The sequence below is a fragment of the Roseburia rectibacter genome, from assembly GCF_014287515.2.
GTDB classification, from domain to species: domain Bacteria; phylum Bacillota; class Clostridia; order Lachnospirales; family Lachnospiraceae; genus Roseburia; species Roseburia rectibacter.
Map to the genome: position 1 here is coordinate 2,237,961 of NZ_CP092473.1, position 12,389 is coordinate 2,250,349.

The window sequence follows — 12,389 nt, forward strand, 5'->3', positions numbered from 1 at the left end:
ACAATGAAACAATTTATGGACGAAAACTTCTTGCTTCAGAGCGAGACCGCACAGAAACTTTACCATTCTTACGCAGCAGATGCGCCGATCTTAGATTACCACTGCCACATCAATCCGCAGGAAATCTATGAAGACCGCCAGTTTGAGAATATTACCCAGGTATGGTTAGGCGGCGATCATTACAAATGGCGCTTTATGCGTTCCTGTGGTGTAGACGAGAAATATATCACCGGCGATGCCTCTGACAAGGAAAAATTCTTAAAATGGGCAGAAGTTCTCGGAAAAGCCATCGGTAACCCGCTCTTCCACTGGAGTCATCTGGAGTTAAAAAAATATTTCGGCTACAATGGTGTTTTAAATAAGAAAACCGCTGAGGAAGTATGGGAATTATGTAATAAGAGACTTGCAGAGAAAGATATGTCTGTCCGCAACATTATCAGACAATCCAATGTTACATTAATCTGCACCACAGATGATCCTGTTGATTCCTTAGAGTGGCATAAAAAAATCGCTGAGGATGATTCCTTTGATGTACAGGTACTTCCTGCATGGCGTCCTGACAAGGCAATGAACATTGAAAAAGTTACTTATTTAGATTATATCTCCCAGTTATCTGAAGTTTCTGGTATCAAGATAGATACGTTTGCGGCTTTAAAGAAAGCTCTTTCAAACCGCATGGATTTCTTTGCTTCCATGGGATGCAGCGTATCTGACCATGCTCTGGAATATGTAATGTATGCTCCTGCTTCTGATGATGAGATCGAGGCTATTTTTGCAAAACGTCTTTCCGGCGAAGGTGTTACACGCGCAGAAGAATTAAAATTCAAAACCGCATTTATGTTATTTGTCGGCACAGAATATACAAAACGCAACTGGGTAATGCAGCTTCATTATGGATGCAAACGTGACAACAATACTCCGATGTTTGACCACCTTGGACCGGATACCGGTTATGACTGCATCAACAACTATGCTCCGTCTTCCGAAATGGCAGATTTCTTAAACTCTTTAAATAAGAATGGCAATCTTCCAAAGACAATCATTTACAGCTTAAACCCGAACGATAATCAGGCAATCGGCACTATCTTAGGATGCTTCCAGGATTCCACCGCTGTTGCAAAGATCCAACAGGGTTCCGCATGGTGGTTCAACGATCACAAGACCGGTATGCAGGATCAGATGATCTCCCTTGCAAACCTCGGAAATCTTTCCGGTTTTGTCGGCATGCTGACTGACTCAAGAAGTTTCTTATCCTATACACGCCATGATTACTTCCGCAGAATCCTCTGCAACCTCATTGGTGAGTGGGTAGAAAACGGTGAGTTCCCGGCAGATTATGATACATTAGAGGAGATTATCAAAGGTATCTGCTACAACAACTCTGTAAATTACTTTGGATTTAACTTAAAAACCTGCTAATCAGGAAGCCAATTTGTTATGCGCACTGAAATGCGCAGGAAAGGAACATTTTATGGAACTTCGTACTGCAGCATCTCCAAGAGATGTCAAACATTACACAACCGAACGTTTAAGAGAGGAATTTTTAATTGACGACCTGTTTCAGCCGGAAGTCATCAAACTTGTATACAGCCATATCGACCGTATCATCACAGGCTCTGCTGTTCCGGTAAAAGAAACTTTAAAATTAACCGCCGGCGATGAGCTGCGTGCACAGTATTTCTGCGAACGCCGTGAGCTCGGTGTGATCAATATCGGTGGTGCCGGTGTGATCACGATCGATGGAAAAGAATACAAAGTTGCCCATAAAGAAGGCATGTATATCGGCATGGGTTCAAAGGATATTTCTTTTGCAAGTGAAAACGCAGATTCCCCTGCAAAATTTTACTTAAACAGCGCTCCTGCCCATATGACTTATCCTACCGTACTGATCAAACCGGAGGGTACACCGGAAAACGGTGTTGTCATTGTAAAGGACTGTAACAAAGTTGAGCTCGGTTCTTTAGAGACAGCCAACCACAGAACGATCTGCAAATATATTCTTCCGGGACAGGTAGAAAGCTGTCAGCTTGAAATGGGTATGACAAAACTTGAACCGGGCAGCGTATGGAACACAATGCCATGCCACACACATGACAGACGTATGGAAGTTTATCTGTACTTTGATATGCCCAAAGATGCACTTGTAATGCATTACATGGGCGAACCGACCGAGACAAGACACATCGTTATGCGCAACGAACAGGCTGTTATCTCTCCAAGCTGGTCCATTCACTCTGGATGCGGTACACAGGCATACACTTTCATCTGGGGAATGGTTGGCGAGAATCAGGACTTTGATGATATGGATGATGTTGCAATGAAAGATTTAATGTAATAACCTATCGTATATTTACAGATATACATTTTTAAGAACCAGATATAATGCCGGAATACGGACGTACTGCCAGTATTCCGGCAAAACAATATACCGGCAGTACAGAAATGAGGATATTCATGAAAATTGCATTAATCAACGAAAACAGCCAGGCAGCAAAAAATGAAATGATCTGTGCTACTTTAAAATCTGTCGTAGAACCAATGGGACATGAGGTATTCAACTACGGCATGTATTCTGCAGAAGATATACACCAGCTTACTTATGTGCAGAATGGTATTCTTGCAGCAGTTTTATTAAACTCCGGTGCCGCTGATTTTGTCATCACAGGCTGCGGAACCGGCGAGGGCGCTATGCTTGCATGCAACGCTTTCCCACAGGTACTCTGCGGACATATCGAGTCCCCACTTGACGCTTATCTGTTCTCACAGGTCAATGACGGAAACTGCATTGCTCTCCCATTCGCCGAGAATTTTGGCTGGGGTGGAGAATTAAATCTTACCTATATCTTTGAAAAGCTGTTCTGTGCTCCGGGTGGCGGCGGATATCCAAAGGAACGTGTCGTACCGGAACAGCGCAATAAAAAAATCTTAGACGAGGTTAAAAAAATAACTCATCGTGATCTTGTATCTATTTTAAAAGAACTTGACCGCGACCTTGTCATTGGCGCTTTAAGTGGCGATCATTTCAGCGAGTATTTCTTTGCAAACTGTAAAGACGAAGCAATCGCTGCCTGCGTAAAGGAACTGATCGGCTAGCAATCATCACAGCAGAACAGATAATACCCTGCCAGCATACATAAAATCATGAGAACAAACCCACAGAAACGGTTGTGAATCACGATCATCACAAGCATTCCCATTGCAAAGCAAAACAGTGCGAATCCAAGCATCCGTTTCATGGCAGACTCCAATAAAGAAACGCATATATTACTGATAATATATGCGTTTCTTCTTGTTTTTTATACTGTTTTAAAAACTTTTTATGACCATCCACCATTTATGAAACATGAAACCTGTGATTCCTATTTATTCACAGAATCCTTTAAGATATCTTCCATCTCTTTTCCGGCTGCTGCCTTTGCAGCAGCATCTGTCTGATTCTCAGTAACATTCTCAGAAGATGCATCATTTTTTGAAGTAAATTTGTTTACAAAATCCGGCACCATATCAAGCACTTTTGTGATTCCGTCCTGATTCTTAATATTTACCAGTTTGGTTGTACCATTCTGGATCACAAGAACTGCGCTTGGCATGATCTTTCCACCCATACCACCGGCACCGTTATTTTTCTTTTCCTGTGAAAAAGCACCAGCTGCAACACCAAACGAAACATCAACCAGTGGAAGAATGATCGTATCCCCAATATGGATCGCATCCCCTACTACCGTCTTGGTTGTGATAAAACTGTCCATCCCCTTAAATAAAGATTCTACTGTTGTATGAAAACTATTGTCTGCCATAATGAAACCCTGCCTTTCTTTCTGCTATTTTATTTAAAAACTTTCTTTATCAAATTCCGGATATCACACTCTTTTAACAGGCGGATACCGGATATAAGTACATGTATCAGACGTATATGTCCTTTTACGAAAAAAGTACCTTCCACATACGCTTTATCTGCTTCAAAATCCGGATAGATTCCAACATCATATTGATAAACTGCCGGAAACATTGCGAGGACTCCAAGTGCCTGTCCAGTCGCTGATGGTTCCCATAATGCAAAATTCAATTCTGTATTGATCTTTCGAAAGCGAGAATGTTTCAACAGATATTTAATCTCTCTCCAAACTACAGAAACACTATTACGGTTATGTTCATCGGTCAATACATCTTTTATCTTTCCTGCCCGGTCGGACAGATTTTCCCATTTTCTACGAACACCTTTGATTTTCTCAATGGCACTGTGAAATTTACCGGTTATCTTCTGTCCAGGCGATATCTTTCCAGAAGATGTCTTTTCTGTATTTCTTTGTGCTGCGGAATCCAGCTCCGTTGTCTGTGTGTCATCTTTTGAGTCTTTCTGTTGCAACTCTGCTATATTTTTCGATTCAGCATCCTGCTGTTGCTTTTTTATATCTGAAAAAATTCCGTTTTCATCCTCTGTTTTTTTCTCATGAACTGCCACGTCTGTGCTGTCTGCAATCGTTTCTTCCGCTTCGTCCTCCAGTTTCTCACCCAGAGAAATATTCCTTCCAAACAACTTCAGCTTATAAGAAAGTCCTTCTTCATTATAGGAATACATAAAGGATAAAATATGAAGCATCCAGTGTACTTTTCCCTCTATCCGGACATTTTCTTCAATGATTCCCTCCATCCGGTAACGAACCGGCACCAAAAGCACGAGAAGAACGATCAGTAGAAAAAACGTAAGCAGTGTCAGCAGAATCCATCCGATTATTTTTAATATGAGCAATACAACCGACATTTCAAGCTCCTTAACCCTGTTTTTCTGCAAGATATGTGCGGACGGCAAATGTACCTGTGCTACGGTACACCTCATCTATAATGGATGCTGCGACCTCAACTGCTTCATCGTAACCCTTTGCCAATCCCACGATTACCATATCTTTTTTAGGATATTCCTTTTGCATCAGTTCATATGATGGTATGATATCAAGCAGATTCTGTCTGTTAGAGGCCAATGTGATCACATAAATCCCGATCTGTCCGGCATTGTGCATAATCTTCCACTTGACTTTCTTTGTCTTATGTACAATACTCTCCCCCACATACAAATCCTTATACCATATCATACATCCTGCTCCATCTTTCTGATGTGTTTTGTTTATTCATACCTGTGGCTGCCCCACAGATTATTCTTCTTTAATTCCTGATATTCCTCATACGCTCTCTCTAACATCTGTTTCTCATTCGGAAACTTCAAAAGATGATACGCCTCATGGTATTTGTAATAACCGGAATCGACAAAATACTCTTCACGCTGCGGTTTGCTGTAATAACTGTCTGCCATCATCAGATACCAGTGCACCGTCTTTTCTACAACATCCTCCGGTACTGTAAATGAATACTGGCTTTTTCCGATATATTTCATCAGAGTCGCTTTCACACCAGTCTCTTCATATACTTCCCTCATCGCTGTATCTTTATATTCTTCTCCTGCTTCCACAGTTCCTTTTGGAAGTACCCATCCCTCGTATTTATTTTTGTAATTTTTGTACAAGAGCAATATTTTGCCGCGAAATATTACCACACCACCACAACTTGTTGCCTCGATCATCGCAATACCTCCTGATGTGGTCATTTATAATACTATCATGTTTATAAGTATAATACTTTTCAAAAGCACATGCAACATTTCATTCATTATAATATGCATCAAAGACCTCTTTTGCAATCGGTACGGCATATTCACTTCCGACACCTGCTTTTTCCACGATTACGGCAATCGCAATATCAGATTTATCTTCTCTGTGTGCATATCCTACAAACCAGGAATGTGAAGAATCTGCTCCGGTAGAATACTCTGCTGATCCTGTCTTTCCTGCCGCCTCGTAATTTTGACCGCTCAATTTCTTACCGGTACCGGTCTCGACCACATAACTCATATAATCCTTTAAAATCGCAGCTTCATCCGTTGACATAAGCGTGCCATATTCTTCCGGCTCGTATTGCTCCACTAAAACTCCGTCGCTGCTTTCTACATGATCTAACACATACGGTTTCATCAGAATGCCGTCATTGTTGATTGCACTTACGATCAGCGCCATATGAAACGGTGTCACAAGCGTCTGTCCCTGTCCAATGGAAGTTGCCATAATTGCAGAAGCTCCATCTGTCTTTTCTAATACAAAACTGCTCTTAGATGCCTGCAGATCCGTCGGCAGACTGGTATTAAACAACATTTTATCACACAACTGTCCAAACCTGTCTACATCAAGCTCCATTCCGAGTGATGCATAAAATGCATTACAGGAGTTGGCAAATGCCTGACGCAGATTCTGGGTTCCGTGGCTCTTATTTCCATAACAGTGAATCGTATGATCTCCCACTGTATAGCTGCCTGTACAGGTATAACTGTAATTTTCATAGTCCGCATGTTCCTGGATATACTCTAAAGTTGTCAGGATCTTAAATGTCGATCCCGGCGGATAAAGTCCCTGTGTTGCACGGTTTAACAGTGCTGCATCTGTGTTATCGTCCGCCGTCAGGTTATCCCAGTCTGCAGCGATCGTGTTTGGATCAAAATCCGGTTTTGATACCATTGCAAGAATCTTGCCGGTAGAAGGCTCTAATACAACGATTGCTCCCTTATAGTATCCTAACGCATCATATGCCGTTGCCTGCAGTCCATAATCTAACGTCGTGACTACATTATCTCCCGGACTTTTCTCACCCTGCATCTCATCTCCGACCTTATCTAAAAAAGCTGTATTGGAACGCAGCAGGTTAAAGTTCGCAAGTGACTCAATTCCTGACTTTCCCTTGGTAGAATACCCGACTATGTGTGAAAATATACTGCCGTATGGATATCTCCTTGTCTCATTTCCCTCATTGTCCGTCACCGTCTCCGCAAGCACCTGACCATCATTTGTCAGGATCTGACCGCGTACGATTTTCTGGGCAAATGTCTCCTGTCTGGTATTGTAAGGATTATTGATAAATTCCTCACTCTTAAAAAATTGAAAGTAAGAAAAATACCCCATCAGGCAGATAAACAATGCCAGAAACGAATACGTGATAACCGCAAATTCCCGGTTTTTTGTATTTTTTTTCTTTTTACCTGTCTTAATAGAGTTCTTCGACCTGTTGTCTTTCATATCCGGTCTTTCGCTGTTTTTTTCTCGCATTGTTCTCTCCTTCATCCTGCCTCAAAATATACAATCCCTGAATCACCGCAAACAGCATCATGGTTGCCAGCAGAGAACTTCCTCCATAGCTTACTAACGGCAGTGTTACTCCGGTTGACGGAATAAATTTTGTCACACCGCCAATGGTAAGGAATACCTGAAACGCATACACTGTTCCAAGTCCTAACGCTACAAGTTTATAAAACTGTTCTTTCATCTGCATTGCAATATTTAAAAACATCAGAAAGCAGCTGATGCACACCATGATCAGGCAGATTGCAAAAATACCTCCTAATTCTTCTGATATTGCAGAAAAAATAAAATCCTGCTCAACAACCGGTATTTTATTTGGTGTTCCCTGATACAATCCTGTGCCAAACCATCCACCGGTTCCGATCGCAAACAGGGACTGGCATATCTGATACCCCTCATTATCAATAACACTGAGCGGATCGCGCCATGCCACAACCCTGACGCGGACATGTGAAAATAATCCATAGGCAGCAACAGCGGCGATGCATCCGGCCAGAAGACCGCCGGCAAAATAAAACAATTTTCTGGTCGCAACATAAAGCATAACCAGATAGGTAACAAAAAAGATCAATGCACCTCCAAGATCTCTTGATGCCACTAGGATCAACACATGTACTGCCGCCACGATCGTTGTGATACAGACGGTTTTAAAATCTGTGTTTTTATAAAGCATTCCTGCCACAAAAAACACGAATAGAATTTTCACGAACTCAGATGGCTGTATCGAAAACAGTCCACCGATCGTAACCGATATCTTCGCACCATAACTGGTAGAACCAAATATGGTAACTGCAGCAAGTCCAATAATACCGATCATTGCATACAGCCACGTCAGTCTTCGTAATGACTGCACTTTCCGTATCAGTACCGGTATCACGATCGTAATGACCGACGCACAGATCGCGATCGCATACTGTCTTATCGCCTTCTCATAAGAAAGCCTTGTCAGCATGATAAAACCAATCATTAAAAGCATGCACATATTATTTGTCACAAGCCTGGATGCCTTAGGATACAATAACTGATAATTAACGATCACGATCGTCACTAAAATTACCTGAAGGAAATAAAGAATGATAAGATTAATTTCATCGGTAACTGTATAGAGCACTAAAAACGCGTCCAGATGGATCAGATACATAAAAAATATCTGCCGGTCAAATATATGATTTCTCTTTTCTGTACTGATTCTGCTGCGGAATGCCGAAAAACACTCATACGCATAACACGCAAACAATATGATCATCAGATATTTTGAAACTTCTACGATAAGATTTTCCATACCGTTATTCTACTCCTCGTTTATAATGTCCACCGGTATATTCTCCCATATACAGTTCCTGCAGACTGTTTTTCCCATTTAAAAAGACTGTTTTATATAAATTTAATATCTGTTTTACCTGTGATTCCTGCTCCGTTGTAAAGCTGATCCTGTATGCATGGATTCCCATTTTTTCCAGTTCATCACGATAAGGGAATAAAATCAGCGGAGCTGTATTATAAATCGTATTGTAACATTCCGTACAATTATTTTTTACCGGAAAATATTTCCCATAACGATCTTTCAGATAGGTGACAGTCCGAACCTTATCACACCCCCGGTCTGCCCCGGCATTGGCATGTACACACTGCGCAGATATCATCAGCGGCAGATTGCCATAAAGAACTATTTCACTCTGTGTATTATCCCTGTTTTGTAATTCTTTCCGGTTAAGTTCAAATGGAACCGTATCACGAACCGGCTGCATATCCCAGAGCTGCCTTTTTGCATAAGAATTCCAGATATAAAGATTGTGATCTAAAATAATATCCGTATCCGGAAGATTTTTCCTGATAAATGCAAGTTCATCATAACTTTTTACTACAAATCCATCTATCCCGGTCTGTTTCATTTCCGACAGATTTTTTTCATAGAAAGAAAGCGTAGGAAAACGAAATACTGCCGGCATAATATAATAAACTTTTTTCCCTGACAAATGAATACGGACTGTATCTTCTTTTAATGCTGCAAACAGGTTTTCTCTTGTATAACAACTGCTGTCAAGATATATGGAATCCACACAGGACTCATCAAGCAGTTTTTTTATAAAACCCCGGTTTTCAATGGAAACCGAAAGCTGTGATTTTCCATTCCCGGATGCTGCATTTTTCTCATTTTGTACAGATACCAATTTCACTGGTCGATCTTCACCCGATATTTTTTCATCTGCCCCGGCTTTATCCCTTCGTGCAGGTGCAGTCAGTGTTTCACTCAGCAATTCCAATGCATTTCTCCGCAATACATTTAAGGCCTGCACCGGGAGGAAAATATCATCATCCATATCTATATCAAGTTTTTCAAACTCATACGGCGTATTCCCGGTCTTTTTTATGCTTGCAGACACTTTTTCTTCTGTAAGCGGCTGTTTTAATGCAGCCTGTACCACATCTCCATCCGCAGAGATCCGGACATCATTCCATGTAATTTCCAGTTTAGCAGGAAAATCTTTTTTTAATCTTAAAGTTCCATTGATTTTTTCTTTTTTTTCAGACCGGACATAACGCTCTTTTATTTCTTCCCAGAGTGCTTCATTTCCTTTTGTATGCGATGGCTTATCAAATGTGATCATCTCTCTGCCATTATGTCTTTTATAATACCCATCTGTAAATCCACTACGGTTTCCAAAATCATAAAGATGCTGCATATCTTCTTTCGTTACTTTAAAGTCTTTCTTTGCAGTCACCTCATCCGTGCGCAGACATGCATTGATATAACGATCTATGTATTTACGGTAAACAGATACCACACCAGCAGCATATTCTGCCTTTTTCATTCTTCCCTCGATTTTAAAGGAATCAACACCATTTTCGATCAGATCCGGGATCATTGATACGGTACAGAGATCCTTCGGGCTTAAAATATAGATATCACGCTCTTTTTTCCCTGTCTTTACCGGATGCTTCTTTTCATCAAAAACCTCATAGGAAAGGCGGCACGGCTGGGCACATCTGCCACGGTTTCCGCTTCGTCCTCCCAGCATACTGCTGAGCAGACACTGACCGGAATAACAGTAACAAAGTGCCCCATGAACAAAGCTTTCGATTTCAATATCCACATGATCTCTGATATCACGTATTTCCGTAAGCGACATCTCACGCGCTGTCACTACACGGTCAGCCCCCATCTCCTTCATCATTGCGGCACCGTAGCGGTTTGTCACTGTCATCTGTGTACTCGTATGTATGGATAATCCAGGGAAAGCCTCTCTCACCATCTGAAAAGCTCCCATATCCTGGATGATAACCGCATCCAGTCCCTGTTTATAATAAGGCAGCAGATATGAATATAAGTCTTCGGTCAATTCACGTTCCTTAAACAGGGTATTTACCGTGAGGTATACTTTTCTCCCATGGATATGCGCATAATCGATTGCCGAAAGCAGTTCTTCCTCGGTAAAATTATCAGCATAGGCACGTGCCCCGAATCTTCCTCCACCGAGATATACTGCATCTGCACCGGCATTTATTACTGCACGAAAGGTTTCCATGGAGCCTGCCGGTGCTAACAATTCTATATTCTGATATCGTTTATTACTGTTCATTCTGATTCTCTCCATCAAAAACATAAAAGGACGAAAATAATCTCTCCGTCCCCTCACTTTTTCCTGTATGACAGATTTCTGCTGCAGGCATCCATCTGTTATTAATCAGTTGTATCTTCCTGTTCTGTTTCATCTTCATCTGACGCATCTTCTTCGATCTTTCCAAGAAGAGACTCCTCTAATGACGATTCTAAACGCGCCTTATTCAATAGCAATTCACGGTTTTCTGTATCTAAACGCTTAATCTCTTTCTTATCATTTTCTGACTGGATCTGTTCTGCGATCAGATCGTGTTTCAGATCATAAATCTCTTTTTCTTTTGCCTCAATCTCACGTTCTAACTTCTCAGCCTGAGTTTTTGCTTTAAAATAATCATCTGCAATATTAAGCTCTAACAAGGTTGCTTTCATGTCGGCCGGAAATCTCTGATATCCTTCTATACTGTCAAATTCATTTAACTTTCCATTGATATAGACTGCAACCTTCTGAAGATATTCTTCGCTTTCGTATCCGCTTAATGTGTACACTTTTCCGCCGATCACAACTTCTGCACTTGTTTTCTCTGCCATTTATCTTCTCCTCCGGTCTGCTGTACAATATATGGTATATTATAATGACATTCAATGCTAAAATCAACTATTTTGTCAATCCGAAATGCTGATACGTAAAATCAGTTACCACACGTCCTTTGGGTGTGCGGTTGATAAATCCGTTTTTCACCAGATACGGCTCATATACATCTTCGATCGTTCCGGAATCCTCACCGATCGCCGCCGCTAACGTATCAAGTCCCACCGGTCCACCGGAGAACTTTTCAATCATGATCTTTAAAATATTACGGTCGTTCTGATCGAGTCCCATCTTATCAACCTCTAAGAGATCCAGCGCAAAGGCAGCAACTTCCTTTGATATCTTTCCGTCATATTTCACCTCTGCGAAATCCCTGACACGCTTTAACAGACGGTTTGCCAGTCGTGGTGTTCCACGCGAACGTCTTGCAAGCTCAAATGCACCTTCCTCATCAATTTCAACACCCAGTGTTTTTGCAGAATGAAGAATGATCGTCTTTAGTTCCTCCACCGTATAAAATTCCAGATGATGCACCACGCCAAAACGGTCACGGAGCGGTGCTGACAAAAGCCCCGCTCTCGTAGTTGCACCGACCAGCGTAAATTTCGGCAGATCCAGACGGATTGCACGCGCAGTTGCCCCTTTTCCGATCATAATATCGATCACATAGTCTTCCATTGCCGGATAAAGAACTTCTTCCACCTGGCGGTTTAACCTGTGTATCTCATCCACAAACAGGACATCCCCCTCCTGCAGATTGCTTAAGATAGCTGCCATCTCTCCCGGTTTTCCGATTGCAGGGCCACTTGTCACCTTAAGATGTGTTCCCATCTCATTTGCAATGATCCCTGCAAGCGTCGTTTTTCCAAGTCCGGGAGGACCGTAAAAAAGCACATGATCTAAGGACTCTCCCCTTTGTTTTGCCGCCTCAATATATATTTTTAAATTTTCCTTTGCTTTCTGCTGTCCGATATAATCATCAAGCGTCTGCGGACGCAGGCTTTTTTCAATTTTGATATCCTCTTCCTGCACCTGCGTGGAAATGACTCTTTTTTCCATT

The 12,389-nt window shown here is 41.6% G+C and carries 13 protein-coding genes; 3 read left to right on the forward strand and 10 right to left on the reverse strand.

Features of this window, described 5'->3' with window-relative positions:
- Positions 1–3: 3 nt before the first annotated feature.
- The 3 genes from uxaC to H8S51_RS10600 all read left to right on the forward strand — a co-directional run bounded on the left by uxaC (position 4) and on the right by H8S51_RS10600 (position 3,093).
- On the forward strand, positions 4–1,419 hold the full coding sequence (gene uxaC, locus H8S51_RS10590; RefSeq protein ID WP_186898735.1) for a glucuronate isomerase: 1,416 nt from the start codon (positions 4–6) through the stop codon (positions 1,417–1,419).
- Between the two features lie 52 nt (positions 1,420–1,471).
- The gene (gene kduI / locus H8S51_RS10595) at positions 1,472–2,335 is read left to right on the forward strand and encodes a 5-dehydro-4-deoxy-D-glucuronate isomerase (protein ID WP_186898734.1); all 864 of its coding nucleotides are present in this window, start codon (positions 1,472–1,474) and stop codon (positions 2,333–2,335) included.
- Between the two features lie 119 nt (positions 2,336–2,454).
- Complete coding sequence (locus H8S51_RS10600) at positions 2,455–3,093, forward strand: RpiB/LacA/LacB family sugar-phosphate isomerase (protein ID WP_186898733.1); 639 nt, start codon at positions 2,455–2,457, stop codon at positions 3,091–3,093.
- On the opposite strand, the gene H8S51_RS10605 is transcribed toward H8S51_RS10600, so the two are convergent.
- The 10 genes from H8S51_RS10605 to ruvB all read right to left on the reverse strand — a co-directional run bounded on the left by H8S51_RS10605 (position 3,090) and on the right by ruvB (position 12,388).
- A complete protein-coding gene (locus H8S51_RS10605) occupies positions 3,090–3,236 on the reverse strand; it encodes a hypothetical protein (protein WP_006856007.1) in 147 nt (48 codons plus the stop codon). The genes H8S51_RS10600 and H8S51_RS10605 overlap by 4 nt on opposite strands.
- A gap of 123 nt (positions 3,237–3,359) precedes the next feature.
- Entirely contained in the window at positions 3,360–3,797 is a 438-nt protein-coding gene (locus H8S51_RS10610; protein WP_117921853.1) for a GerW family sporulation protein, read from the reverse strand.
- Positions 3,798–3,826: 29 nt separating this feature from the next.
- Positions 3,827–4,762: a hypothetical protein gene (locus H8S51_RS10615; RefSeq protein ID WP_186898732.1), complete on the reverse strand. Its 936-nt coding sequence runs from the start codon at positions 4,760–4,762 to the stop codon at positions 3,827–3,829.
- A 10-nt stretch (positions 4,763–4,772) separates the two neighbouring features.
- Positions 4,773–5,090 carry a hypothetical protein gene (locus H8S51_RS10620; RefSeq protein ID WP_117921851.1) on the reverse strand — a complete coding sequence of 106 codons (318 nt, stop codon included), beginning with the start codon at positions 5,088–5,090 and terminating at the stop codon, positions 4,773–4,775.
- Positions 5,091–5,122: 32 nt separating this feature from the next.
- Positions 5,123–5,575 carry an NUDIX hydrolase gene (locus tag H8S51_RS10625; RefSeq protein WP_006856003.1) on the reverse strand — a complete coding sequence of 151 codons (453 nt, stop codon included), beginning with the start codon at positions 5,573–5,575 and terminating at the stop codon, positions 5,123–5,125.
- A gap of 79 nt (positions 5,576–5,654) precedes the next feature.
- The gene (locus H8S51_RS10630) at positions 5,655–7,145 is read right to left on the reverse strand and encodes a peptidoglycan D,D-transpeptidase FtsI family protein (protein ID WP_186898731.1); all 1,491 of its coding nucleotides are present in this window, start codon (positions 7,143–7,145) and stop codon (positions 5,655–5,657) included.
- Positions 7,084–8,460: an FtsW/RodA/SpoVE family cell cycle protein gene (locus H8S51_RS10635; protein WP_186898730.1), complete on the reverse strand. Its 1,377-nt coding sequence runs from the start codon at positions 8,458–8,460 to the stop codon at positions 7,084–7,086. Before H8S51_RS10635 ends, H8S51_RS10630 begins: the two co-directional genes overlap by 62 nt.
- 4 nt (positions 8,461–8,464) lie before the next feature.
- Entirely contained in the window at positions 8,465–10,783 is a 2,319-nt protein-coding gene (locus H8S51_RS10640; protein WP_186898913.1) for a U32 family peptidase, read from the reverse strand.
- A 77-nt stretch (positions 10,784–10,860) separates the two neighbouring features.
- On the reverse strand, positions 10,861–11,328 hold the full coding sequence (locus H8S51_RS10645) for a cell division protein ZapA (RefSeq protein ID WP_186898729.1): 468 nt from the start codon (positions 11,326–11,328) through the stop codon (positions 10,861–10,863).
- 67 nt (positions 11,329–11,395) lie between these two features.
- Positions 11,396–12,388: a Holliday junction branch migration DNA helicase RuvB gene (gene ruvB / locus H8S51_RS10650; protein ID WP_186898728.1), complete on the reverse strand. Its 993-nt coding sequence runs from the start codon at positions 12,386–12,388 to the stop codon at positions 11,396–11,398.
- Position 12,389: the final 1 nt, after the last annotated feature.